Origin of the sequence: Mycobacterium senriense (assembly GCF_019668465.1) — a bacterium.
In the GTDB taxonomy this organism is placed as follows: Bacteria; Actinomycetota; Actinomycetes; order Mycobacteriales; family Mycobacteriaceae; genus Mycobacterium; species Mycobacterium senriense.
Map to the genome: position 1 here is coordinate 1,105,370 of NZ_AP024828.1, position 24,509 is coordinate 1,129,878.

Consider the following 24,509-nt stretch of genomic DNA (forward strand, 5'->3'; position numbering starts at 1 on the left):
GCCAAATATCCACGCGCCCTTACGCTTCCGCAGGTCAGCGCACATTTATCATCCGTATTACAACCATGTCAGTTAAAAGGAATTGGGGCCATGCGGACGGGTGTTCGGTGTGTTCTTGCGGTGATTGGAGCCGCTGCGAGTGTCGTCGTGACGCCGGCCGGCGTGAGCCTGGCGGCGGCGAACCAGTCGCATGGATTCGCGATAGCGTCGATTTCGCCGGGCCGCGACGAGGTGGTCGGGGTGGCGCACCCCATCCAGGTGAAATTCACTGCGCCCGTTACTAACTCAGCCAACCGTCGGGCGGCCGAGCGTGCCGTTGACGTCAAATCGACGCCCGCGATGACTGGCAAGTTCGAATGGCTCGACAACAAGGTTGTCCAGTGGGTTCCGGACCGATACTGGCCGGCGCACAGCACGATTGCGTTGACGGTGGGCGGCGCGGCCGCGGAGATCAAAACGGGTCCTGCCGTGATCGGCGTGGCCAGCGTCTCCGAACACACCTTCACCGTCAGCATCGACGGCGCGGAAGCGGGACCGCCGACCTCACTACCGGCGCCGCACCATCGGCCGCACTTCGGCGAGCAGGGCGTGATGCCCGCGTCGATGGGTAGGCCGGAATACCCGACACCCGTGGGCTCGTACACCGTGCTGTCCAAAGAGGAAGCGGTGACGATGGATTCGAGCAGCGTCGGCATCCCGGTCGACGACCCCAACGGTTACCTGCTGACGGTCAATTACGCCGTCCGTATCACCAGCCGCGGACTGTTCGTGCATTCGGCTCCGTGGGCCGTCCCCTCCCTGGGGCTGGAGAACGTCAGCCACGGCTGCATCAGCCTGAGCCCCGACGACGCCGAGTGGTACTACAACCACGTCCACGTCGGCGACCCGGTGATCGTCCAGGAATAGTCCCGCGTTTCACGAAGCTCCGCACCCAGGCGCAAGCCGGGTGCGGAGCTTCAATTGTCTTGACGGCGTGGGTCTCTCAGCGCCGCTGAGGTGGTTATGGGTTCACGCGCGGAACGCCGAGGGGGTGACCCACGTCGATGGTCAACAAACGGAACGGGCCCGCTGGTGATGAACCAGCGGGCCCGGCCCGTTCACTGCAGACCGATTCGGCCTCAGCTCGCGCCCGAGGGTCCGGGGCGAACCGGCTGACCGTCCACCGGCCCACCGGTGGGTGCCGGACCGGTCGGCGTGTCCTTCACGCCGGACATGTCGATGATCGGCGCGGCCGCCTCTAGGGGCGCAGCGGCAGCCGCCGGCCCGCCGAGCGCGATCAGCGGCGCGCCGGCCGGAACCACCGGCACCGGAGGAACAATGGGCACCGGCGGCGCGAGGGGCAACGGCGGCACGATCGGCAGCGGCGCACCGATCGGCAGCGGCCCCGGCACAGCCATCGGCACACCGGACATATCGGTCATGGGCGCCGCGCACATGCCGCCGGCGGCCGGCGCACCCGCGGCAACCGTGCCGGCAGCTGCACCCGGCCCGCCCGCGGCGGGCGCCACCTCGCCCGACTGCCCCTCGATGCACGCGTGGCCGCCCGTAATCAGCGGGGCGGCCGCCGCATGGGGGCTCAACGCGATAGCAGCTCCGCACAACCCAGCGCCGGCAACTACTTTGATGTTGAACCGATCGACGATCGCCATCAGCGCCAACTCTCCTTCATTCACGCTCAGCTATTTCCCGTTTGGTGCAGCAGGTCCGCCTAGCCGTACCGAGGCCGCTTGCACGACCGCGCCAATTGTCAGCAGGCGACGCGCGACACTCGCCACGCCGCACCGCACCGTTTCCAAATGGTGACGTCACAACGGTGTCACAAATCAGAACACCACCGGCAGACCGCGGGGTCACCGCCATTAGCGCTGCAAAACACCTCTACGGATCGAGGTCCAGGGTGCCGAAACCGACTTTCAATCTCACGGACTTTATTTTTCCGCAGGTCGTTCACAGGAAACTGTTGGTGAACAGTTACTGCTTAAAAGGTTACGCGGAGGTTAACATCGAGATTAGAACTGTTGACGCCAAGCGAAGAAGGGGCTATGTCACCACGTCGTCTCACCACCGGGTTCATCGCTTCTGCCCTGCTCGGCGGCCCACTTCTCGCCGGCCTCGTCTGGGCGGGCCCAGCGCAGGCCGACGCGGCCGGATTCCTCAACGACATGCACAGAAACGGGATTCACGCCGTCACCGGCGGTGACGCCGCGCTGCTTCAGGCCGGTCTGAACGTCTGCCAGCAACTGTCGTGGGGCGCTCCCGAATCCCAGCTCGAGGGCTTGGCCCTGCAACGCTCCGACGAGCGACAGGGGGCGGGTGGGCTCACTCCCCAGCAGGCCGACGACATCGTCGGCTTCGCCGAGCGTGATCTCTGCCCCGGCGCCTGACCGACCTTTCGTACTTCGCCGGTTCACAGCGCCCTCGCGGTCGGCTCCGTACGGGGCCGCAGGTCGTGGCGTGTCCGGCCACCGTTCTTTGCCGACTATTCACTCCCCGGAATTGTTTGCGCAGCGGGTCGTCGCACTTTTGTGTAAAAGTGCATCATCCGCATCGGGCACAGACATAAGGAGAAGGTTGAATGGCGGCACGCAGGCTATATGGCCGGTTCATGGGCGCGGCGCTGGCGAGCGGCCCGCTTCTGCTCGCCGGGGTGCTCTGCGCCGGCCCGGCACGGGCCGACCAGGCCGCCTTCCTCAACGACCTGCACACCGCCGGGATTCACGCCGTCAACGGCGGCGACCCGGAGCTGTTGCAGATGGGCGCGGACCTGTGCCAGCAGCTTTCCTGGGGCGCTTCACCGCAACAGCTGGAGGGGTTGGCGCTGCAACGCTCGGACGCCGACCAGGGCACCGGCGGAATCAACGGCCGACAGGCCGCCGACGTAGTGATCTTCGCCCTGCGCGATCTGTGCCCCAAAGCCTGACGGCGGGTTAGCTCCCGCGCCCAGCGGTCCGCGCTAAGGTGACACTCGAGTGAAGCTGAACGCATGGAACCTGGCCGGCCTCAAGATCCCGGTCCCGACGTATGACCGCGGCCAAATCGGCATCGGCATAGCGCATTTCGGCGTCGGTGGTTTCCACCGATCGCATCAGGCCATGTACATCGACCGGCTGCTCAGCGGCGGGCTCGCCCGCGACTTCGGAATCTGCGGAATCGGTGTGCTGCCGAACGATGAGCGCATGCGTGACGCGCTGCGCGGCCAGGACCACCTGTACACGCTGATCCTCGAACACCCCGACGGAAGCCGGGAGCCGCGGGTCATCGGCTCCATCGTCGACTACCGTTATGCGCCTGACGATCCCGAATCCGTGATCGAACTGCTGGCCGATCCGGCCACCCGGATCATCTCGCTCACCATCACCGAGGGCGGTTATCAGCCGCCGCTGAGCGCGGTGTTCGGGTTGGTGGCCGAGGCGTGCAACCGGCGGCGCGAGCGCAACCTGCCCTCCCCCACGATCGTCTCCTGCGACAACATCGCCGGAAACGGAGACGTGGCACGACGGGTTTTCACGTCGTACGCCGAGCGAATCAATCCCGAACTCGCGCAATGGATGCGCGAGAAGACCACCTTCCCCAATTCGATGGTTGACCGGATCACACCGGTGACCACGCCCGACGTGCTCACGCGGCTGGACTCCGAATTCGGGGTGGCCGACGCCTGGCCCGTGATCGCCGAACCCTTCGCCATGTGGGTGATCGAGGACAACTTCGCCGACGGGCGACCACCGCTGGATCAAGCCGGGGTGCAACTCGTCGGCAACGTCGCTCCCTACGAGGCGATGAAGTTGCGGTTGCTCAACGCCGGCCATCAGGGCCTGTGTTATTTCGCCTACCTCTGCGGTTACCGGCTGGTGCACGACGCCGCCCGCGATCCGTTGATCGCCGATTTCCTTGCCCGCTATCTGGATTCGGAGGCCACCCCGACGTTGCAGCGCGTCCCGGGGTTGGACGAATTCCGGGGCGGGCTGCTGCCGCGCTTCGCCAACGCCTACATCCGCGATACCGTGGCCAGGCTGTGCGCCGAATCCTCGGACCGCATCCCGAAGTGGTTGTTGCCCGTGGTGCGCGACAACCTGCGCTCGGGCGGCCCGGTGCGGCTGTCCGCGGCGATCGTCGCGAGCTGGGCACGCTACGCCGAGGGCGTCGACGAAGAGGGTCAACCGATCGAGGTGGTGGACCGGCTGGCCGACACCCTGGTCCCGATCGCCCGCTCGCAGCGCGACGACCCGGTGGCGTTCCTGGCCAACCGTTCCGTCTTCGGCGACCTCGTCGACGATGAGCGTTTCCGCGAGGCCTACCTGTGGGCGCTGGACTGGCTGCACCGAAACGGCGCACGCGCCACGCTGCGGGCGCTGCTTGGGGCCGACTGACGATGACCCTGGTCGCCGGGATCGATTCGTCGACGCAGTCCTGCAAGGTGCTGGTGTGCGATGCCGCCACCGGCCGGGTGGTCCGCGCGGGACAGGCCGGTCATCCGGCCGGCACCGAAATCGACCCGGCGGCATGGGAAACCGCCGCTCGAGAAGCGATCGCGCAGGCGGGCGGGCTGGATGGAGTCGACGCGATCGCCGTCGGCGCACAGCAGCACGGCATGGTGTGCCTGGACGGAGCCGGCCAGGTGGTACGCCCCGCACTGCTGTGGAACGACGTGCGGTCGGCCGACGCCGCGCACGCACTCGTCGACGAGCTGGGCGGCGCGCGGGCCTGGGCCCGGGCCGTCGGCGTGGTGCCGCTGGCCGCGATCACGGTGGCGAAATTGCGCTGGCTGGCCGACCACGAGCCACGGCACGCCGACCGCACCGCCGCGGTCGGCCTGCCGCACGATTGGCTGACCTGGCGGCTGCGCGGCGAGCCGGACATCGCAGCGCTGACCACCGACCGCAGCGACGCCAGCGGCACCGGCTACTACGACGCCGCGACGGGTGCCTACCGTGTCGATCTGCTGACGCTGGCGCTGCGCGGCCGTCGTCCTCAACTGCCGACCGTGCTGCACCCGTCGGGCCGAACAACCTGCGGCGCAAGCGTATTCGGTGCCGGGCTCGGGGACAACGCCGCCGCCGCGCTGGGTCTGGGCGCCGAGGAGGGCGACGTGATCGTCTCGATCGGGACCTCAGGGGTGGTGGCCGCCGTCACCGCGGATCCGGTCCGCGACGACGCGGGATTCGTCGCCGGATTCGCCGACGGCACCGGCCGTTATCTGCCGTTGGTGTGCACCCTCAACGGTGCGCGGGTGCTGGAAGCCGCCGCCGCGATGCTGAACGTCGACCAGGACGAGCTATCCCGGCTTGCGCTGTCGGCGCCGCCGGGCAGCACGGGTCTGGTCCTGGTTCCCTACCTGGAGGGCGAACGAACTCCCAACCGGCCCAATGCAACCGGTGCACTACACGGCCTGCGCGTCGCCAATGCGACCCCGGCCAACCTGGCCCGCGCCGCCGTGGAGGGACTGCTGTGCTCGCTCGCCGACGGCGTCGCGCATCTGGCCGCGCACGGCGCCGTCGCGCGGCGCATCCTGCTGGTCGGCGGCGGCGCGCAGTCCCGGGCGCTGCGCGCGATCGCGCCCACGGTGTTCGGCATGCCGGTGCTGGCGCCCACGCCGGCGCAGTACGTCGCGCTGGGCGCGGCGCGGCAGGCGGCGTGGGCGTTGAGCGGATCGCCGCGACCGCCCGCGTGGAATCCGCCGCCCACAGACGAATACACCGCCGACCCCGCACCAGAGGTGCCGGCGCACTACGCGCGGGTGCGCGACCTCACCGAGGGGGTCACTGGTCGTCGGGAAGCGGACGAAACACCGGAAGGACCCGGTATTTCGCGCTGAAGCTGGCCTTGTCGTATTCGGCGCCGACCTCGCCGTCACAGGCGACGACCGTGGGGCCGTCGACGGCGCTGAAGCTGAATTCCGGCACCTGCAACTCGTGGTAGAGCGGGCTGCGCTCCAGCCGGCCGAGGGCCAGCGCGGTCAGGATCCTGGTCCTGGCCCAGTGGCGGCCGGTCTCGAGGATGCGCACATCGATCAGGCCGTCGTCCATCCGGGTCCGGCGCGCCGGCGCGAACCCGGTCGGCAGGTACAGCGAATTGCCCAGGAAGAACAGCGATGTCAGCAGGGTCTTGTTGTCGTAGCGGATGCGCACCGGCTGGTCCTTGCGCAGCGTATGCAGCATCGCGTAGAGACCGGCCAGCGGCTTGCCGATGCGCTTCTCCAGCTTTTCGCGCTGCCGCACGAAGGTCGGGTAGGCGCCGATGCTGGCGGTGTTGAGAACCATCTGAGAATCGTTGAGGCACACCAGGTCCACGCATGCCACGTGGCCGCGCCGGATCGCGTCGACCGTCTTGGCCACGGTGTCGCAGCCGATGTCTTTGGCGAAGTGGTTGAACGTGCCGGCGGGAAACACCGCCAGGGGAAGCCCCGCGTCGATGGCCACCCCGGCGGCGGCCGCGACGGTGCCGTCACCGCCGCCCACCGCCAGCACCTCGGCGCATTCGGCCGCGTTGCGCAGCACCTGCACCGGGTCGTCGTCGGGGCCCAGTTCTCGGATATCGACCTTCGGCAGCGCGGCGCGCACCTCGTCGACCACCCGGGCCCCCGTGCCGCTGCCCGACTCCGGGTTGATGACCAGGACCACGCCGGCGCCATCGGGCCGCCGCGGCGCGGCGAGGCGCAGCGGTTCTGTTCTCGGAAGGGCGGTTTCGACGATCGGCGGGACGAGCCGGCCGCCCAGCACGGCCAGGCCGGAGCCGATGCCGAATCCGGCGATGACGTCGCCGGGATAGTGCGCGCCCGTCACCACCCGCGACAGACCGACCAGCCCGGCCAGCAGCGCCAGGCCGAAGCCCAGCGTCGGGTTCTCCAGCCCCACCCCGATCGCGAACGCGGCCGCGCTCGCGGAGTGCCCGGACGGCAGCGAGTTCGACGTCGGGCGCCGGCGGACCTGCCTGACCAAGGGCACCAGGTCGTAACCGGGGCGCGGTCGCCGGCGGATCCGCTTGGCGACCTGATTGGTGATCAGGCTGGCCGCGGCCAGCGTCACCAGCCCGCGGGTCGCGCCGCGCTGCGCGCTGTGCCGGCCGGTGGCCAGCAGCGCCGCACCGAGGCCCACCCACAGCTTGGAATGGTCGGCCGCCCGGGTCAGCGGCGGCATGACCGTGTCCAGTAGCGGGGTGTCCGTCTCGGCGATGGCGTCGAACAGCTCCCGATCCAGCGTGCCCAGTCCCCGGGTGATCTGTTTGATGCCGCGCGCGCGTTGCCAGGGCCCCCTGTTCATTCGCTACACCCTAAATTGGTCCGAAGACATGGACGCACAGGGCTATTGCTTGAGGTGGCGGGAGAACGCCGAACGCCGCGGCGTGGCCGCGCACGTCGTCGCCGAGATCACCCGCCGGCACGACGTCACCGCCACCCGCTTCGGGGTCCTCGACAAGATGGCCGAGTTCAACGACCCGCACGGCAAATCGTTCTTCCTGATCCCGCCCTACGCCGACGGCGCGCGGGCCCGGGCCGCCGCGCTGATGACCTACATCTTCAACGCGGGCACCGGCTACGGTAAGCCGGGCGGACGGACCACCGACTTTCCGGTCACCCCGTACGGCGCCGCGGAGGTCACGCGAATCATGGCCCGCCAGAACGCAAACCGCTGGAGCTACACCCGCGACGTCGCCTTCGTGCACCGCAACGGGGGGCGGCTGGTCACCACCCCCAACGGCATGCTCATGGGCCTGGGCGGCAACTGGTTGCAGCGGCTGTTCAGCCAGCGCGGCGGCACCACCTGGGGTGAGCTCTTCATGGTCAACGCGGGCCGGGTCGCCGACCCCGGCGAGCAGCTTCGCCAGATCGTCTCGTCCGGGCGTGCCTGGTATCTCGACGCCCGCGGCACGCCCCGCGCAAGCCGCCTCGACCTGGACCGGGTGTTGCACCACGAAGAACGGCACGCCGCGCAATGGGCAGAGCGGGGCTATGTGGGCATGCTCGCGGGCTACGGCCGGGAGCTGTTCCGCGAGTTGGTCTTTGGCGCGGTGAACAGCCTCGAAGAGGACGCGGGCCTGGCCGACGGAGGCTACAGCGCGTGAATCCCGTGGTAGAGCACCATCGCACCGATCACCACGAAGACCGCCGCCAGTAGGGCGCCGTTGTTGCGGTCCATCCAGTCCTTGAGCCGGACCAGGGTGTCGTCGAGGCGGCTTCCGGCCGCCACGTAGGCCAATATCGGGATCGCCACGCTGGACGCGGCGATGGCCACGAAGAACGCCGCCGCCACCCAGTCACCGGCGAGGCCGAGCCCGCTGGTGCCAATGCCCAGTCCCGCGGGGACGCAGATGAGCGCCACATCCGGTCGCACCACGGCCAGCACCGCCCCGGTGATCCCCGCCCGCCCGGGGGTGATGCTGGCGAACGAGCGCATCCAGGCCGGGGATTCGGCCTGGCCGTGCCGGTTGAGCCAGCGGTAGATGCCGTACACGATCAGCGCCGACCCCAGCACCACGCGCAGCCACGACGACCACCGCGGGGGCGCCTTGTCCAAGCCGCCCAGCAGGCCCGAGGCCGCGACGGCGATCGCCGTCAGCGCGGCCAGGCTCAGCACCCAGCCGCCCAGAAACGCGAGGCTGCTCGGCCGCGGCCGCGGCGCCTGCAGCACCAGCACCGCCGGGATGACGGTGAGCGGTGAGAGGGAGATGACCAGTCCGAGCGGAACGAGCCCGGTCAGCACCGTCCCCCAGCTTCCTGCCATGAGCGGGATCCTTCCATTGCCGCGAACGATGCGACGCCGAACGCGCCGAACCGGGTCAGGCCAGCGTGCGAATTCCGTTGTAGAGCACCATCAACCCGATCAGAAACAGGATGACGGCCATCATCGCGTCGTGGTTCGCCTCCATCCAGGCCTTGAGACGTTCCAGGACATGGTCGAGGCGGTCCCCGGCGCCGATATACGCCAGGATCGGGATGGCGACCGTCGACGCGGCGAGCACCACGAAGATCGCGGCCGCGATCAGCTGAGCGCCGGCGCTCAGGGTGCTGTTGCCGACGGCCAGGCCGGCGGTCGCGCACAGGATCAGCACCTCGGGCCGCAGCGGCGCCAGCACCGCCCCGATCACCGCGGCGCGCACCGGGGACAGGGTGGAGAACGATCGCATCCAGCGCGGCATGCTGCGCTGCCGGTGCCGGGTGAACCAGTGGTAGGCCGCCAGCGCGATGAGCGCCAGGCCGAACGCGAGCCGCACCCAGGCCGCCCATTTCGGCGGGGCCGCGTGGAAGCCACTGAGCACTTCCGAGCCGCTGACGAAGGCGGCGGTGAGGGCGACCAGTCCCAGCAGCCACCCGCCCAGAAAGGAAAGACTGGCCGGGCGCGGCCGCGGCGCGTGCAGCACCAGCACGGCGGGGATGACCGTGATCGGTGACAGCGCGATGACCGCCGCCAACGCGATGAGTTTGCTCAGCACCGAGCCCCAACTTGCGTCCACGGGCAGCAATCATCGCATCGGCGTGGTACTCACGCAGCGGTTGATCGCGCGGGTCAGCCTTTGCGACGCAGGGTCCAGGCGGGCACCCAGTGCGTCACGGTCCTGCGCTTGGAGCCGTACGCGACGGGATAGGTCACCAGCCCCCACCAGTCGCCCTGCTCACACAGGGCCCAACAGCTCAGCCACCCCTCGACGACCTTGTGCAGCTGCAGACCGTTGGGCTGATAGCGCCCCGAGCGGTGCGGCTCGCGGGGGAAGAGCACCGTCAGGTCGACCAGTACCGCGACCGGCGGGCGCACCACCCGAAACGGGCTCCGGACCGGTTGGCCGTTGTACCCGATCGACGCGAGCGGACCCATTGATCGATCATACGTTCGAATGTGCGCTCGACTGAGCCCCCTGAGCGGCCCGGTTCGCTTCTGGCAACATAGCGGTGTGTTCAGCCAAACCGCGACGTCCCGGGCGGTTCGGTGAGCATCGGAACCACCGAGGCCACCCGGCGTCGCCGCGGCGTGCTGGGCGGTCGCCGACCGGCGGTACCGGCCGCGCTGGACCCGGTGATCGTCGCGATCGTGGCCACCGCGGTGAGCATGGCCGGCGCCGCGCGGCCCTCCTTCTGGTACGACGAGGCCGCGACCATCTCGGCCGCCTACAGCCGGTCGCTGGCCCAGATGTGGCACATGCTGGGCAACGTCGACGCCGTTCACGGCTTGTATTACCTGCTCATGCACGGCTGGTTCCAGGTTTTCCCGCCCACCGAGTTCTGGTCGCGCGCGCCGAGCGCCCTGGCGGTGGGCGGCGCCGCCGCCGGCGTCGTCGTACTGGGCAAGCAGTTCTCGCCCCGCACCGTCGCGGTGGCCTCCGGAGCGTTCTGCGCGGTGTTGCCGCGGACCACCTGGGCGGGCATCGAGGCCCGTCCCTATGCGATGTCGATGATGGCCGCCGTGTGGCTGACCGTCCTGCTGGTCTACGCCGCGCGCCGTGACGCCGGTTGGGCGTGGCTGTGCTACGCCGTCGCGCTGGCCTGCTCGATCGTGCTGGACGCCTACCTCGCGCTGCTGCTGGCGCCGTACGCCGTGTTCATCGGCGTCTTCCACCGGGGCCGAACGGCGTTGCTGGGCTTCGTGATTGCGTCGGGCGTGGCCGTCGGCGCGCTGATGCCGTTTTTGATGACGGTCGCCGGGCAGGCGCACCAGATCAGTTGGGTCGCGCCCATCGGTCACCGCACCATCGAAGACGTGCTGATGCAGCAGTATTTCGAACGATGCCCGCCGTTCGCCGTGCTGTCGGCGTTGCTGATCGGTGCGGCAATCGTGTTGTGGCTCAGCGGTTCCGCGCGTCTGGCGAATTCGCAGCGCCAGCTGCTGGTGCTCGCGACGAGCTGGCTCGCGGCGCCGACGGCCGCGATCGTGACGTATTCGGCGCTGGTTCATCCGATCTACACGCCGCGCTACCTGTGTTTCACCGCGCCGGCGCTGGCGCTGATCCTGGGGGTCTGCGGTGGCGCGGTGGTCGCCAAACCGTGGGTGACGACGGCGGTCGTCGGCCTTTTCGCCGTGGCCGCCGCGCCCAATTACGTTTGGGTGCAACGTAACCCGTATGCCAAGTACGGCATGGACTACAGTCAGGTCGCCGACCTGATCACCGCGAAGGCCGCGCCTGGCGACTGCCTACTGGTGAACGACACGGTGACGTTCATGCCGGCACCCATGCGCCCACTGCTGGCGGCGCGCCCGGATGCCTATCGCAAGCTGATCGATCTCACGCTGTGGCAGAAGGCGACCGACCGCAACGACGTCTTCGACACCAATCTCATCCCCGAGGTGGTGGCCCGGCCGCTGAGCCAGTGCGGGGTCGTCTGGATCATCACCCAGGCCGACCCGTCCCAGCCGGCGCACGAGCAGGGTCCGGCGCTGCCGCCCGGCCCAGTCTATTGGGCGAGCACCGCCTTCGCGGTGCCGCACGACCTGGGCTTCCGGCTGGTGGAGCGCTGGCAGTTCAACCTGGTCCAGGTGCTCAGAGCGGAGCGCTAGTCACCAGATGTGGATCCAGTCGACGAGCATGTCCGCCGGGAGACCGGCAGCGGCCGGATCTCCGGCGCCGACCCCACCGACGGCCAGGGTGAACATGGGCGTCATCCAGTAGCCGGGATTGTTGAAGGGCCACCGGAAGTCGTCGGGGGCGCCCCCGTGCACGTGAATGGGTTTGTTCGGAACGCTGAAGTACTGCGCCCCGTCTCGGGCGAATTGAAATCCCTCCTCGCCCCAGTGCATTCGCCAGGTGTGCCAGGCGCCGTCGACCATGCCGGGAATCGATTTGCCTTCCCAGGTCTTCCCGTTCGACGCGGCGTGCACCGTCGTTCCCGGCGGCCACGAGCCGTTGCCGTACCACTCGAAAAGGTCGACCTCACCGTCCGGCAGCGGATCCTCGTTGACACCCCAGAAGGCCGACCAAAGGCCCGGCTCCAAGCAGTCCAGCTTGATCTTCGCCTCCCAGGTCTGGTTGATCATGCTCCGGAAGTTCCCCCGCAGTTTGGCGCCGTAGTAGGTGTCCCCCTCGCGGGTGGCGCGCAAGACGAGGTTGGAATTGCCGTCCTGGAACACATTTCGGCGGTCGTCGCGGTAGATCCCCGCGACCGGCGGGAACACGTCGTCCTGCCAGGTCTGGACGGTCCATTTCCCCGGATCGGGAGCCGAGCCCGCCGGGCCGTCGAACTCGTCGGCGAAGATGTAGCCGCCGCCCCCCGCCGACGGCGCGGCAGGCACCGACGGGCCGGACGGGGTGGCCCAGGCACCCGGCAAGCGCATCGCAGCCCCGATCATGCCGAGGCCCGACATCAACATCATGCTGCGACGATCCATCTAAACCACCAATCGTTCCAGCCGGCTCGTCAAGCTCGGCGAATTCTCCCCAGGCAACTCTCGCAAACGGTGTTATGAAACCACGCGGTGGGGTGGGCCGCATCCCGGTGTCGCGATCCGCGCGCGGCATTCCCGGCCGCGACCCGCGGGCCGGTCCATCGCTGCCATCCCCCTGGCATAAGCAAGCGACGATAGCAGCCGCGGACCCGATTTCCTGGGATTTCCCACCCCAATTATCAACCACGTTGACATTCGCGGCGCCGCTGGTATCAAGGAGGTTGATGGTTTAAGAAAGGAAATCAACATGTCTCATGGATTCTTCGGCGGTTTCGGTGGACCCGGCTTTGGTGGTCCCGGTTTCGACGGTCCCGGCTTTGGCGGTCCCGGCTTTGGCGGCCCTGGCTTCGGGGGCCCGGGTGCAGGCGGTCCCGGCGTCGCGCCCTTCGCCAAGAAGGGTCGTCACGGCCTCAAGCGCGCGGCGTTCGTCACCGCGGCATTGCTGTTGGACGGGCCGGCCGACGCCGCGCAGGTGGTGCAGCGGGTGTCCGACGCGACCGGCGGCGCGTTCACCCCTCCGCAGGACGTGGCCGAGCTGGCGATCGGCATTCTCGCCGGCCGCGGCGTGGTCACCGTCGACGACGGCGTGGCGACGCTGACCGAGCTCGGCCGAAACCTGCTGGCCTGGCGCGGGATCAGCAGCGAGACCGCGCACGCCTTCCTGGGTCGGGCGGCCAAGTTCGGCGACGTTCTCAAGATCCGCAAGGAGTTCTTCGAGATCGCCGGGTTGGCCCGCACCATCGCATGGACGGGCACCGACGAGCAGAAGCAGCAGCTCGCCGAGACCCGGACCAAGGTGCTCGAGGCGCTGACCGATGCGCGCAAGGCGCTGCACCGGGTCCTCGGCGAGGCCTAGCGAGGGCTGGGTTCGCTGAGCCTGACCAGGGTCTTGCCGACGTTGACCCCGGTGAACAGGCCGTTAAGGGCATCGACACAGGACTCGATGCCCTCAAAGATGGTCTGGCGGTATTGGAGTCGGCCTTCGGCCTCCCACTGGCGTAGCGCGGCGAACGCCTCGTCGAAGCGGCCCCACTGATCGAGCGCGTTGAACCCCTGCATCAGCGCGGTCTTGGACAGCAGGTTCACGTAGTTGGCCGGTCCGGGGTGGTCCCCGGTGAGGTAGCTCGAGATGACGCCGCACAAAACGACGCGCGCGCGGGCGGCCAGGCGGCCCAGCACGGCGTTGAGGATGGGGCCGCCCACGTTGTCGAAGTAGACGTCGACGCGTTGCGGGCAATGCTTTTTCAGCGCCGCCACGATGTCGTCGTTCTTGTAGTCGATGCACGCGTCGAATCCGAAGTCCTCCACCACCGCGCGGCATTTCTCCGGCCCGCCCGCGATGCCCACCACCCGGGCGCCGGCGATCTTGGCGATCTGCCCGGCGACCGATCCGGTGGCGCCCGCGGCGGCCGACACCACCACCGTCTCCCCGGGTTGCGGCCGGCCGATGTCGGTCATCCCGAAATAGGCGGTGGCGCCCGTCGGCCCGTAGACGGACATGATGGCCAGCTGATCGTCCTCGCCCGGAATCGGCGTGCTGAACACGTCGTCGCGGATGAGCACGTATTCCTGGAAGCCGGTCAGCGTGGTGACGACGTCGCCGACGGCGTAGGCGTCGCACCGCGACGCGACCACCTCGCCGATCCCGGCCGCCCGGATGACCTCCCCCAGCTGCACCGGCGGGAGGTAGCTCGGCTGGTCGTCCAGCCAGGTGCGGGCGGCGGCGTCGATGCCGACGTAGGTGGTCCGCAACAGCGCCTCGCCGTCGGCGGGTTCGGGCGCGGGCGTGGTGACCATTTCCGTGTCATCCGGCCGGACAAGCCCGGAGGGGCGGCGACGAAGGAGGACCTGGCGATTCGGCAAATCGGGCACGATCGTAAAAACTACCGAATGGGCCGGAAAGGCAGAAGCGAATGGCATATTCATTGCATGGCAGCAAACGAAGACCCGGAAGACCGGATCCGGGAACTCGAGCGCCCACTCGCCGAGACGGCCCGGGCGTCAGAACAGCTCAGTTCGCAGCCCGCCGGCCAGAATTATCCGCCCGGCCCGGTGGGCGCCCCGCCCCCGCCGCCGGCCCCGTGGACATACGCTGGCCCACCCCGGCCACGTCCCTCCAGCAACCGCGTCTGGTGGATCCTCGGCACGGCCGTCGTCATCGGCATATTGGCCCTCGCGGGTGGCATCGCGGCCTTTGCCGCACACCAGCTTTCCGGCGTGAAGTCGATCATCGCGACGCCGCCAACCATCTCCAAACCGTTTGGCCCACCACGCATTTCGACGAATCCCGGCCCGTCAACCTCGCCCGCCGCACCGCCGGGCACCGAGCTCAGCGTCGCCGGCATCAACGAGAACCGGACCATCGCCTGTAACGACAACATGGTCAGCGTCAGTGGGGTTTCGAACACGGTGACGATCACCGGGCATTGCGCCAGCCTGTCGGTGTCCGGCGTGCAGAATTCGATCACCGTCGAGGCCGTCGAGACCATCGAGGCCTCCGGCTTCAACAACAAGGTCACCTACCACTCCGGCGCGCCGAAGGTCAGCAACTCCGGCGGCTCGAACGTGGTGCAGCAGGGCTGAGCCGAAAACGGCTGCTAGGCAGGCTCTTCGGTGTCGTTGTCCAGGACGCTGACCGCGATGCCGTAGGGCAGGAAACGCACCCTGCGTGTGGGATCGACGTTCTCCTTGTTGGCCCGCAGTGCGTCGAGTTCGGTCGCATAGACCTGTTCGACGCGCGCGCCACCGTTGGCGTCCACCGTGTAGATGGCCCACACGCCCTCACCGGCTTCGCCCGCGGTTTCCGGAGCTCTGCGCGGGCGTCGCGACAGGTCGTCGAAAAAGGCGGACCAGCCCGTCCGGCCCCCGGGACCGGCCACGAGCCTGCTGACCCGCTCGAACACGTCGCGCAGCCCTTCGCTGCCCTCCCGGATCATTCGATCGAACTCGTCGGGGTCGAATCCGAATCCACTGTGCTCGCCCACGCGACCTCCTAGGCGCTCGTGCCGTACCTGCCAGTGTGCGCTCAGTCGGCGGCGTTTGCCACGTGCTTACTGGCCGGGCGGCGGCGGCGGGTTGATCGGAATCGGCACCGTGACGAACGGGAAGTGCAGGTACATCGTCACCGGTGGCTGCCGGGGCAGCTGCGGTGCGGCCGGCGGGGGCGCGGGCGCCGGTGCGGCCGGCGGGGGCGCGGGTGCCGCGGCCGGCGGGGGGTGCCGCCTCTTGGACCGGTGGGGGCGCCTGCCGGACGGGCGGCGGCACGTACTGCGGCGCCTGCCGGGTCGGTGCGCGATAGACCGGGGCCGCGGGCGGCTGAGTGACCTGGGTCTGCGGCGCGGGCTGCTGCACCGGCGACGGCGCGGGGGCTGGTGCGGCCACCTCCGACGGGCTGGGCGCCGGCGCGGGACTCGGAGCAGGTACCTGAGCCTGCGGCGGGTTGCTCGGCGGGGGCGCCTGCGGCGGGTTGCTCGGCGGCGGCGCGGGCAGCTGGACTCCCGGCGTGGCGACGCTAACGCCCGAATTGTGCCGAACGTCGGACCCCGGGCGATCCGACGTCAACGTCACCAGCACCACCCCGCCTATCGCGGCGACGATGGCGGCCAGGGCGCTACCGGCCAGCAGCATGGACCAGGGCCGGCGCGAGGGCTTGTCGTCCTCGTCCGGGACTGCGCTGTACGCCCGGGCGCCGGTGCCGAAGTCGGCGTTATCCCAGACGTCCAGATAGGTCGGGCTGATCGCGGGCGGGCTCAGCTCTCCGGTGCCCGGATCCAGCGCGTAGGCCAGGGCCGCCGTCGACGACGCGAACAGCGGGGCGTTCGCCGACGCCAGAGCCGCCCCGCGGGCCAGGGCCATGTCCGGCTCCTCGGGCCCGGTGACCGGAAGCGGGGTGGCCGCCTCGAGCGTTGACTTCAGCGCCACGATGTCGGTTCCGCAGCCGATCAGGAACACACCGTCAGCCCGGGACCCGCGCGCGTCCAGACCGGAGACCATCGTCGCCAGTTCGGCGGCCAGGCCTCCCGCGCGAGCGTCGCCGGTCTGGCGCCGGTGCAGGTCGACGATGGAGCCGTCGGCGACGTCGACCACGGCCAGCGTCGCGTTCGCGGGCTCGACGAACAGCATCGCGAGGCGCTCGTAGCCCAGCGCGTAGCCCACCGTCTGCGCCAGCGCGGCCGCAGCGAGCAACGGTGCGACCAACATCACGCCGCCCAGCTCGTGGGTCGCGATCGCCTCCCGTAGCGCCCCGACGCCGGCCGGGTCACTCCAGGTGACCCCGGTCGAGGTCAACCGGTGACCGCCCTCTAACACGCCTTCACGGCTGCCGATGATCGCGTCGATCACCTGATCGACCGCACCGGCGGCCGAATTCCCCGCGGCCCCAACCGCGAACTCTTCCTGTTCGACGGTCACGCCGTCAGCATTTTGGCCTTCGATCGCTACCAGGCGGACTGTCCTGGGAGCCATCGACATCCCAAGCACGATGTCCACGTAACGCCTCCAAGGTCTTTTTCAACGCCCTTCGCGAGGGCATGACGGGAGGAACCCCGTCTGAACTTGGTGACCTAAACGTTACGCGTGTGCGGCTGTGCGCGCAGGAGGCGTGCGTACGCAGGAACGACGCTAATAACCCGGCCCGAGGAACGGGTTCTGCGAGCTCCCCGGATACTGCGGATACTGGCTCCCCGGATACTGATTCCCCGGATACGGCTGATATTGCGGGTATTGCGGGGTCGAAGGCGCCTGCTGCTGAGGAACCGGCACCGGAATCGGTATCGGGAGCAGCGGAACGCGGATCCACTCCGTCGTCATCGGCACCGTCGTGCTGGTGGTGGTCGGCGGCGGCGGTGGCGGCGGCGGGGTGGTGGTTTCCATCGGTGGCGGCGGAACCGTCGTGGTGATCGTCGGTTGTGGCGGCGCGGTAGTCGGCGGCGCCGTGTGCCTCGGGGTGTAGACGGGCGCCGGCGGTGCGGTGGTGACCACCACCGGCGGCGGCGGCGGGGGGCGGCGGCGACGGCGGCGGGGGCGGCGGCGGCGGCGGCGCCGGGCTGGGGATGGGTTGCGCGCTCGGCGGCGGGGGCGGGGGCGGTACCGCGGTGGGCGGTGGCGGTGCCACCGGACGCGGCGCCACGGAGTTGGCAGGCGGCGCGGGCAGCGGCGCGACGGAGGGCGGCGGGGCCGGACGGTTTTCAATCCCGGTCAGCGTGTAGGCCACCCCGCCGATCGCCGTCATGGCGACCACGGCTGACATGCCGATGATCAACTGGGAGAACCGAAGCCGGAACCGGGGCTGGCGTTCCCGCGGCGGTTCGATGACGTTGAGCCGCATCGACCAGCCGGCCGGACCGTCCTCGTCGTAGGTTTCGCCACCGAACCGCATCCGCAGATCGCCGGGGTATTCGGTTTGCGACCAAGCCAATTCGCGATCGGTCAGCGCCTCGTCGTCGATCACCAGCACATCGCCGGCGCCGAGGTCCACGACATCACCGGTCGCGTCGGCCGACGCGAGTAGCCCGATCGACGTCCGCGTGCGCAGATCCAGCTCGCCGCCGCGCGAGGCCAGGATCAGCGCACCGCTGGCCGCCGCCAGGGCCGGTTGCGACGGCGTCAGGATCGGCGTGCGGCCGTGCATCGAAAGCCGTTCGGTGACAAGCGGAATGCGCGCGCCTCCGCCGACCGTGACCACCGCGGCAAGGTCCGACCAGCTCTTGCGGTAGCGCACCAGCATGTCGTCGAAGGCGTAGATGAAGCCGGTCAGCCGGTCCTGGATCAGCTCTTCGAGGTCGTCCTGCGTCAACGTCAGGCTGCAACTGCGCCCGCCCAGCACCGCGGTGATGTCGGTGGTCATCTCGGTCGAGAGCCGCTCTTTGCCCGCGCGGCATTGCTCCCGGAGTTCGATGAGCTGCCCGACACCGGCGGTGCTGGCCGGGTCGAGGCCGCTGCCGTGACCCAGCTCCTCGAAGGCACGCAGCTGCAACTCCTGGTCGATCTCGTCGCCGGACAACGCCTCGTAACGCAATGTGGCGCTGACGAGTTCAAAGTCCCCCGCCACATTGACCAAGGTGGCCGAGGTGCCGCTGCCGCCGAAATCGAGCAACCCCACGACGCCCTCGTCGGGCAGACCGAGCTCGGCCTTTACCGCGGTCAGCGACGCGATCGCGTCGCTGACCAGCCGCGGCGCCATACCGCTTCGCACGAAGCCCAGATGCGTCCGCAGGGCATCCCGCAACGCCTGCACCGTCGCGGGTTTCCAATGCGCCGGCACGGCGATGGAAATCTCCGAGCACGCCGCATCCGCACCGGCGGCACGCACCATCGCGTCCAGCGCCTCCACCGTCAGCAGCTCCGGATCGTGCGCGGAACCGTCGGGTGACACCAGCGCGACGGAATCACCGATGCGCTCGATAAAGCCCTTCATCGGTACGCCAGGCTCGGCTAGATGCGGGTTCTCTTCGGGTGCACCAATTTTCGGTGCACAGTGCGGATAAAGGGTAAGCACGGACCGGCGGCTAACCGGCGGGCTTCCGTTACGCGCAGCGACCAGGTTCGTGGTCCCGATCGACAACCCAAGTGGGTCGTACATAGAGCGAAAACCTTCGTCCATAGGGGTCGGTGGCCAGCGTTAACGATAGCCGCGGACACGCGGAAAGCCGATGCTTCGCAATGTCATTGGTATCCGCTCGATGCGCTTGCGTCACCGAAGCGGTACCGAAAACCCCTTGACAAAAAGCCTTGTGTTACAACACCGTCAGTGGCAGCGAACGCCTGGCCTCGAACTGAAATGTCGATCCCCCACTGACTCTGACCACCGAAACCTCTGGCAGTTCCTCGGCCGGAGTGTCGGTTTCGACCAATTCGGCCGTCCAGTCGGCGGCCGTACCGCTAACTCGAACCTCGATGCGAGGTTCCACCGCGGTGGCGATCGCCTGGAGCGGCTGCACGGATTCCGGCGAGCACAGCGAGATCCAGGATTTGTCGTCATGGGCCGGCGACGGGTGGACGTGCAGCCGGTTCGATTCCGTCTCGGCCACAACGTAGCCCGCGGGGTTGAGCAGCGGGTGCAGCTCCAGGACGCGCAGCACGCCCTCGGTGCCACCCGGAAGTTTCAGCGCGCGGTGAATGCGCTCGGCGGCCATACCCGCGATACCGATCAGGCCGCGGGTGCACACACCGACCGCCTCGTCGTCGGTGGCGGCACGTGCGGCCACCGCGATCGCGAACGACAGGTACAGCAGGTGCATCTGCAGGCACACCTCGTCGGCCATCCGGACCAGCGCCGAATGCGAGAAGGCGGCGAAGTCGAAATCGGACAGCAACGGGCCGGAGTAGTCCGCCTGTCCCTCGTCCGAGGGGTCGATGGGGTCGAGTTCCCATGTCGCAGCCCGGGTTTGACCGACGATGTCCAGGGCCGGGATGCTCTGGGCCTCGGGGTAGGACTCATCGATGATGACGGTCCACGCGCAGTGCGGATGCCGGTCCGCCGGCGTCCGCGGCGGGCGATGGATGGGGCGCACCTGGGCGCGCGGGTTGGTCGCGATCGCGGTGGCGTCGAAGGTCGGGTCCTCGATGGTGTGGCACATGCCGAACACGTACTGCTCGCCCATCGGCTCGACGTCGAGCAGGGCGCCGCAGTGGTCGAGGTGGAATTCGCCGTGCCAGCGGTCGTGCACGGTGTACCGGAAATCCATGAATTGCGGTGGGGCACCGATGTCGAGCTGCAGGCCCTTGAAGATCGTCAGCACGTCGTTGCCCTCATAATTCAGCGCTTTCTGCATGCGCCGGGTGTAGATCGGGCTGGAGCCCGCCCACTCCTCGATGGCGATCTGCACCATCTCGTCGCGGCCGAATGAGGAGATACACCAGGCCATCCCGGATCGGTCGATCAGCTGCCCGATCAGCAGCAGTTCGGGAATAAGGACGACGAGTTCGTCACGGGACAATCGCGCGTATCGCGAGGGGCTGCTCACGCCCCAAAAATAGACTCGACTATGTTATAAAGTCAACAATGTCCATCGTCGCTGGCCAGACCCCCGATCGCCCGGTTGGCCCCACCCGGCGAACCACCGCGCCACGCAAGCGCGGCGATGACACCCGGGCGAAAATCATCGATGAGACGGTCCGCTGCATCGTGGAGGAGGGATTCTCCGCCGCCACCGCCAAGCACGTGGCCGAACGCGCCGGCGTGACGTGGGGGGTCATCCAGTACCACTTCGGGGATCGCAACGGCCTGCTGATGGCCGTGGTGGACGACGGGGTGGCCCGGCTGGTGGACAGCCTGTCGGCGGCCGACGTCAGCGAGCTGCCGCTGCGGATGCGGATCGAGGTCGTCGTCGACACCGCCTGGAGCTGCTACAGCAGCCCGACGTCGATGGCCGCCTTCGAAATCCTGCGCGAGACCCGCGGCGGCCCGGACCCGTCGTCGCGGCGCCATCTGCTCGACATGAACTCCGCGGTCGGCCAGCTGGGGCGACTGATCACCACCGATCCCGCGCATGCCGGTGTGGCCGAGGTCATTTGGGCCACGCTGCGCGGTGTGGTGCTGGCGCAGATGGTCACCGGTGCAGCCATCGATTGGAGCCTGGAACGACGTGCCCTCGTCGACATGGTCACCCGTGTGCTGCAATGACCTGATGACCCTCGACGATCTCGCCGATATCGAAGCGATCAAGCAAGTAAAATACCGGTATCTGCGCGCGCTGGACACCAAGCACTGGGACGACTTCGCCGACACCCTGGCCGAGGACATCAAGGCCGACTACGGGCCGTCGATCGGCAACGAGCTGCACTTCACCAACCGGGCCGATCTGGTGGAGTACATGCGGACGTCGCTGCCCGCGAACGTCATCACCGAACACCGGGTGACGCATCCGGACATCACCATCGACGGCGACACCGCAACGGGCAGTTGGTATCTGCAGGACCGGGTCATGGTCGCCGACTTGAACTTCATGTTGATCGGCGCGGCCTTCTACCGCGACACCTACCGTCGCACCGATGCCGGCTGGAAGATCAGCGGCACCGGCTACGACCGAACCTACGATGCCACAATGTCTTTGGAGGGCCTGAACTTCACCCTCAAACCCGGCCGGGCCATCGCCGCCGAGTGACGGCTACTTGGTGATGGCGATGACCGCGCCGGGCCGCAGCCATTTCATGATCGACACCAGCTGAGCGTCGTCGACCGCCACGCAGCCTTCGGTGGGTTTCCCGTCGGTGGTGTGGAAGAAGAACGCGGCTCCCCCACCCGGGGTCTTGTTCTTGTTGACGCCCATCACGACGGCGTGCTTGTACTGCGGGATCTGCAGGTTCTCGCTGTCGGCGGTGTTGAACGGGCACTGCGCTTTCTGGCACGTCTGCATCGAGTTGAACGTGGGACTGTGGTCGTCGCCGCTCCACCAGTAGTTGGGCCCGGAGATCTGGGTGTAGGGCAGCCCGGTACCCGGATTCGGCGCCGTGCCGAACGCGGAGTCCAGGCTGTACACGCCCATCGGGGTGGCCGGAACGCCGCTCTTGGCCTGCGGCGCCATGCCCGCCGAACCGACGTGGGTGGGAATGTTGGACCGCAGCGACTGCCAGCCGGTGCCGCTGCGCTGGAAGATCTCCATGGTCGCGTTGGAACCGCCGGTGCTCACCACCGAAACCACCTGGGTCGCACCGCCAACCGCGTTCGCGAACCAGGGAGCGCCGGCGGCGGCGCTGATCGGCGCCAGCACCACCGAGGCGAAAATTACGCACGCCGCGGCGCACAGTGAAGTGAGCAGTCGGTGCATGCACTCCATCGTCGAACGGGCGCATCTTCAGGGTCAAGTAAAGCTTTAGCCCCGGTTAGGTCACCGCGCCGTGACCAAATGCGCACCGGGACAGCGTTGTTAGGGCACCGCGACGGTGTCGGACGCACGCCGCCAGCCGGCGGATGGCCTGACCGAGGGACGAAAAATCAAGAGGCACAACAGGAAATACAGGTATCCCAGCGACCAGCCGGCCAGCACGTCGGACGGGTAGTGCACGTTCAGTGCCACCCGGGAGATGCCGACCATCAGCACCGACACCGCCACCGCCGCGACCGCGATGCGGCGGATCAACCCGGTCATCATCGGAAAGATAAAGCACAACACGGCGAGCAGGGCCGCCATCGCCTCCAGCGCATGCCCGGACGGGAACGAGGTCGACGGCGCGGCGACCAGCATGGTCACCGGACGCGGCCGGTTGACCAGGGCCTTGGCCGCGGCGGTCGCGAATTCGTTGAGCGGCCCACACGCCAGGACCAGCACCAGCGCGGCCCGCACATTGCGCATCACCAGGGCCAACACCGTCATCGCAATGCCCAGCGCGGACATCGGGACCGGACCCAGCGCATACGACATGCCCTCCCAAAACCGCAGCCACAGCGGGTGTTTGAGCGCGATGTCGCGGGCCGCGTTCAGTAACCACCAATCCATCCGGTGCATCCAGGCCCAGTGCCGGCAGTGGCCCGACCACATCACCGCATACACGGCGGCGGCCAACACCGCGAACCACACGGCCACGGACGTCCTGGGATGAGTCATAACCAACCGATACCAGCACTGCTGCGGTGACATCCGGGCGCGGTCATACTGTCGATATGGCCGTCTTCGTCCGTAGGTTGTTCGGCATCGGCAAGCTGCCCGACGAGCTGCACGCGCAGCTCGAGTCGGAGGGGCTCACCTACCTCGCCGACTACGTAGCCGTGACCAGGCGGTTCAGCGGCACCATCCCCGGCGTGCGGCTGCCGCACAGCGTCGCCAGCTACACCGGGTCGCTGGTCTTCACCACGGAGCGGGTACTGGCGACGCTGTCGATGCTGCCCCGACTGGCGGGCCCGACCGTCAACGTGCGATGGAACGCGCCGCAGACCGGCGCGGCGCAGGTGGAGATCTCGTCGACCGGACTGCAGGTCGACGTCGACGTGTCCCGGGTCGACGAGAAATTCAGCGGCGAGCTGTCGCTGCACTACAAGGTCGCGATTCCCGACGATGTGCTCGGCGGCCTGCCCCGGCGGTCGCTGGCGTTCGACATGCCGCCGGACTACGTGTTCCGCGCGGTCGGAGTCACCTATAGTCCCTGATCGTGATGCGGGGCCAGGGCGGCTGCCGCAGCACCGCCAGGCTGCCGATCACCGCGGCCAGCAGGCCGGTGATCACCCCGATCAGCGCGATGCGGCCCTTGTCCACGGCCGGCGTCCAGGAGGCCTGCCCGTCGCGGATGGCGAACACCCCCGGCGGTTTGGTGACCACAATTACGGTGGTGCCGTCCGGGGTCTGATAGGGCTCGCCGTAACCGCGGCCGGCGGCGGCATCGACGCCCAGCTGATCGAGTACATCGGAAGGCTTCACGGAAAACCACTCCCTTCCTGGGGGTTCACCAGGTGCCAGGCCTTGGCACGCTCCACGCTAACGCGGATTTTCCTACGATGGCTGATGTGACCGGTGAGGCATTCAGTCCGCGAGAGCGGCGGGCCGTCTATCGCGTCATCTACGAGCGCCGTGACATGCGCCGGTTCGTTCCCGGAGCGGTGGTGGACGAGGCCGTGCTGGCGCGCCTGCTGCAGGCCGCGCACGCGGCGCCCAGCGTCGGGTTGATGCAACCGTGGCGCTTCATCCGCATCGCCGACGCCGCGCTGCGGCGGCGCATTCACGCCCTGGTCGACGAGGAACGCCCGCGCACCGCGGAAGCCCTGGGCGAGCGGGCCGACGAGTTCCTGGCGCTCAAGGTCGAGGGCATCCTCGAGTGCGCGGAACTGTTCGTGGTGGCGCTGGGCGACGGCCGCGACGCACACGTGTTCGGCCGGCGGACTCTCCCGCACATGGACCTGGCGTCGGTGTCCTGCGCGATCCAGAACCTGTGGCTGGCGGCCCGCTCCGAGGGCCTCGGCATGGGCTGGGTGTCGCTGTTCGATCCGCAACGGCTGGCGGCGCTGCTGCAGATGCCGAACGGCGCCGAACCGGTGGCCATCCTGTGCCTGGGGCCGGTGCCCGAATTCCCCGACCGCCCGGCGCTGGAACTGGACGGGTGGGCGGTCGCGCGACCGTTGTCGGAATTCGTCTGCGAGAACCGATGGGGTCAACTGCCGATGCCCTGACGCGTCGGCACTCAGGAAACACCGAGGGAAGTTGCGGTAACGTCGCC

Annotated in this window: 25 protein-coding genes and 2 pseudogenes; 13 read left to right on the forward strand and 14 right to left on the reverse strand. The window is 68.6% G+C overall.

Annotated elements, in window-relative coordinates:
• The first annotated feature begins 90 nt into the window (after positions 1-90).
• Positions 91-906, forward strand: coding sequence for a L,D-transpeptidase (locus MTY59_RS05330; RefSeq protein WP_221044755.1), 816 nt, complete (start codon positions 91-93; stop codon positions 904-906).
• A gap of 212 nt (positions 907-1,118) precedes the next feature.
• On the opposite strand, the gene MTY59_RS05335 is transcribed toward MTY59_RS05330, so the two are convergent.
• Positions 1,119-1,658 (reverse strand): hypothetical protein, encoded by a 540-nt coding sequence (locus MTY59_RS05335; protein WP_221046264.1) that lies wholly within the window; start codon positions 1,656-1,658, stop codon positions 1,119-1,121.
• A gap of 384 nt (positions 1,659-2,042) precedes the next feature.
• Here MTY59_RS05335 and MTY59_RS05340 point away from each other — a divergent pair, with 384 nt between their 5' ends.
• The 4 genes from MTY59_RS05340 to MTY59_RS05355 all read left to right on the forward strand — a co-directional run bounded on the left by MTY59_RS05340 (position 2,043) and on the right by MTY59_RS05355 (position 5,812).
• On the forward strand, positions 2,043-2,384 hold the full coding sequence (locus tag MTY59_RS05340; RefSeq protein ID WP_221044756.1) for a DUF732 domain-containing protein: 342 nt from the start codon (positions 2,043-2,045) through the stop codon (positions 2,382-2,384).
• Positions 2,385-2,575: 191 nt separating this feature from the next.
• On the forward strand, positions 2,576-2,920 hold the full coding sequence (locus MTY59_RS05345; protein WP_221044757.1) for a DUF732 domain-containing protein: 345 nt from the start codon (positions 2,576-2,578) through the stop codon (positions 2,918-2,920).
• Between the two features lie 49 nt (positions 2,921-2,969).
• On the forward strand, positions 2,970-4,367 hold the full coding sequence (locus MTY59_RS05350) for a mannitol dehydrogenase family protein (RefSeq protein WP_221044758.1): 1,398 nt from the start codon (positions 2,970-2,972) through the stop codon (positions 4,365-4,367).
• A gap of 2 nt (positions 4,368-4,369) precedes the next feature.
• Positions 4,370-5,812, forward strand: coding sequence for an FGGY family carbohydrate kinase (locus MTY59_RS05355; RefSeq protein WP_221044759.1), 1,443 nt, complete (start codon positions 4,370-4,372; stop codon positions 5,810-5,812).
• On the opposite strand, the gene MTY59_RS05360 is transcribed toward MTY59_RS05355, so the two are convergent.
• Complete coding sequence (locus MTY59_RS05360; RefSeq protein ID WP_221044760.1) at positions 5,757-7,256, reverse strand: bifunctional phosphatase PAP2/diacylglycerol kinase family protein; 1,500 nt, start codon at positions 7,254-7,256, stop codon at positions 5,757-5,759. The two genes, MTY59_RS05355 and MTY59_RS05360, sit on opposite strands and share 56 nt — an antisense overlap.
• 28 nt (positions 7,257-7,284) lie before the next feature.
• Here MTY59_RS05360 and MTY59_RS05365 point away from each other — a divergent pair, with 28 nt between their 5' ends.
• The gene (locus tag MTY59_RS05365) at positions 7,285-8,058 is read left to right on the forward strand and encodes a hypothetical protein (RefSeq protein ID WP_221044761.1); all 774 of its coding nucleotides are present in this window, start codon (positions 7,285-7,287) and stop codon (positions 8,056-8,058) included.
• Here the strand turns inward: MTY59_RS05365 and MTY59_RS05370 are convergent.
• From MTY59_RS05370 to MTY59_RS05380, 3 genes are all read right to left on the reverse strand, one after another.
• Complete coding sequence (locus tag MTY59_RS05370; protein ID WP_221044762.1) at positions 8,046-8,717, reverse strand: GAP family protein; 672 nt, start codon at positions 8,715-8,717, stop codon at positions 8,046-8,048. The two genes, MTY59_RS05365 and MTY59_RS05370, sit on opposite strands and share 13 nt — an antisense overlap.
• A 55-nt stretch (positions 8,718-8,772) precedes the next feature.
• Positions 8,773-9,426 carry a GAP family protein gene (locus tag MTY59_RS05375; protein WP_221046265.1) on the reverse strand — a complete coding sequence of 218 codons (654 nt, stop codon included), beginning with the start codon at positions 9,424-9,426 and terminating at the stop codon, positions 8,773-8,775.
• Positions 9,427-9,500: 74 nt separating this feature from the next.
• Positions 9,501-9,806, reverse strand: a complete 306-nt coding sequence (locus MTY59_RS05380) for a hypothetical protein (RefSeq protein WP_221044763.1) — start codon at positions 9,804-9,806, stop codon at positions 9,501-9,503.
• A gap of 231 nt (positions 9,807-10,037) precedes the next feature.
• On the opposite strand from MTY59_RS05380, the gene MTY59_RS05385 reads away from it, so the two are divergent.
• The gene (locus tag MTY59_RS05385; RefSeq protein WP_250160843.1) at positions 10,038-11,480 is read left to right on the forward strand and encodes a glycosyltransferase family 39 protein; all 1,443 of its coding nucleotides are present in this window, start codon (positions 10,038-10,040) and stop codon (positions 11,478-11,480) included.
• Here the strand turns inward: MTY59_RS05385 and MTY59_RS05390 are convergent, their stop codons facing one another.
• Positions 11,481-12,308, reverse strand: a complete 828-nt coding sequence (locus MTY59_RS05390) for a glycoside hydrolase family 16 protein (RefSeq protein ID WP_221044764.1) — start codon at positions 12,306-12,308, stop codon at positions 11,481-11,483.
• A 304-nt stretch (positions 12,309-12,612) separates the two neighbouring features.
• On the opposite strand from MTY59_RS05390, the gene MTY59_RS05395 reads away from it, so the two are divergent.
• Positions 12,613-13,221, forward strand: coding sequence for a hypothetical protein (locus MTY59_RS05395; RefSeq protein WP_221044765.1), 609 nt, complete (start codon positions 12,613-12,615; stop codon positions 13,219-13,221).
• Here MTY59_RS05395 and MTY59_RS05400 read toward each other — a convergent pair.
• Positions 13,218-14,237 (reverse strand): NADP-dependent oxidoreductase, encoded by a 1,020-nt coding sequence (locus MTY59_RS05400; RefSeq protein ID WP_221044766.1) that lies wholly within the window; start codon positions 14,235-14,237, stop codon positions 13,218-13,220. The genes MTY59_RS05395 and MTY59_RS05400 overlap by 4 nt on opposite strands.
• A 57-nt stretch (positions 14,238-14,294) precedes the next feature.
• Between MTY59_RS05400 and MTY59_RS05405 the strand changes: the two genes are divergently transcribed.
• Positions 14,295-14,948, forward strand: coding sequence for a DUF3060 domain-containing protein (locus tag MTY59_RS05405; RefSeq protein ID WP_221044767.1), 654 nt, complete (start codon positions 14,295-14,297; stop codon positions 14,946-14,948).
• 14 nt (positions 14,949-14,962) lie between these two features.
• Here the strand turns inward: MTY59_RS05405 and MTY59_RS05410 are convergent, their stop codons facing one another.
• The 4 genes and pseudogenes from MTY59_RS05410 to MTY59_RS05420 form a co-directional block, all read right to left on the reverse strand.
• Entirely contained in the window at positions 14,963-15,301 is a 339-nt protein-coding gene (locus MTY59_RS05410) for a hypothetical protein (protein WP_415823396.1), read from the reverse strand.
• A 913-nt stretch (positions 15,302-16,214) separates the two neighbouring features.
• Positions 16,215-16,835, reverse strand: a pseudogene (locus tag MTY59_RS27900) (DUF7159 family protein); the annotation flags it as partial.
• A 150-nt stretch (positions 16,836-16,985) separates the two neighbouring features.
• Positions 16,986-18,945 (reverse strand): annotated as a pseudogene (locus MTY59_RS05415) (Hsp70 family protein).
• A 154-nt stretch (positions 18,946-19,099) separates the two neighbouring features.
• Positions 19,100-20,329, reverse strand: a complete 1,230-nt coding sequence (locus MTY59_RS05420) for a hypothetical protein (RefSeq protein ID WP_221044769.1) — start codon at positions 20,327-20,329, stop codon at positions 19,100-19,102.
• Between the two features lie 38 nt (positions 20,330-20,367).
• Here MTY59_RS05420 and MTY59_RS05425 point away from each other — a divergent pair, with 38 nt between their 5' ends.
• Complete coding sequence (locus MTY59_RS05425) at positions 20,368-20,988, forward strand: TetR/AcrR family transcriptional regulator (protein ID WP_221044770.1); 621 nt, start codon at positions 20,368-20,370, stop codon at positions 20,986-20,988.
• A gap of 4 nt (positions 20,989-20,992) precedes the next feature.
• Positions 20,993-21,469, forward strand: coding sequence for a nuclear transport factor 2 family protein (locus MTY59_RS05430; RefSeq protein ID WP_221044771.1), 477 nt, complete (start codon positions 20,993-20,995; stop codon positions 21,467-21,469).
• A 3-nt stretch (positions 21,470-21,472) separates the two neighbouring features.
• Here the strand turns inward: MTY59_RS05430 and MTY59_RS05435 are convergent, their stop codons facing one another.
• Complete coding sequence (locus MTY59_RS05435) at positions 21,473-22,132, reverse strand: L,D-transpeptidase family protein (RefSeq protein ID WP_221044772.1); 660 nt, start codon at positions 22,130-22,132, stop codon at positions 21,473-21,475.
• Between the two features lie 99 nt (positions 22,133-22,231).
• On the reverse strand, positions 22,232-22,909 hold the full coding sequence (locus tag MTY59_RS05440; RefSeq protein ID WP_221044773.1) for a phosphatase PAP2 family protein: 678 nt from the start codon (positions 22,907-22,909) through the stop codon (positions 22,232-22,234).
• Between the two features lie 56 nt (positions 22,910-22,965).
• Here MTY59_RS05440 and MTY59_RS05445 point away from each other — a divergent pair, with 56 nt between their 5' ends.
• On the forward strand, positions 22,966-23,448 hold the full coding sequence (locus MTY59_RS05445; protein ID WP_221044774.1) for a hypothetical protein: 483 nt from the start codon (positions 22,966-22,968) through the stop codon (positions 23,446-23,448).
• Here MTY59_RS05445 and MTY59_RS05450 read toward each other — a convergent pair.
• Entirely contained in the window at positions 23,432-23,716 is a 285-nt protein-coding gene (locus MTY59_RS05450; RefSeq protein WP_221044775.1) for a hypothetical protein, read from the reverse strand. The genes MTY59_RS05445 and MTY59_RS05450 overlap by 17 nt on opposite strands.
• Before the next feature lie 77 nt (positions 23,717-23,793).
• Between MTY59_RS05450 and bluB the strand changes: the two genes are divergently transcribed.
• Entirely contained in the window at positions 23,794-24,462 is a 669-nt protein-coding gene (gene bluB, locus MTY59_RS05455; RefSeq protein ID WP_221044776.1) for a 5,6-dimethylbenzimidazole synthase, read from the forward strand.
• Positions 24,463-24,509 lie beyond the last annotated feature (47 nt).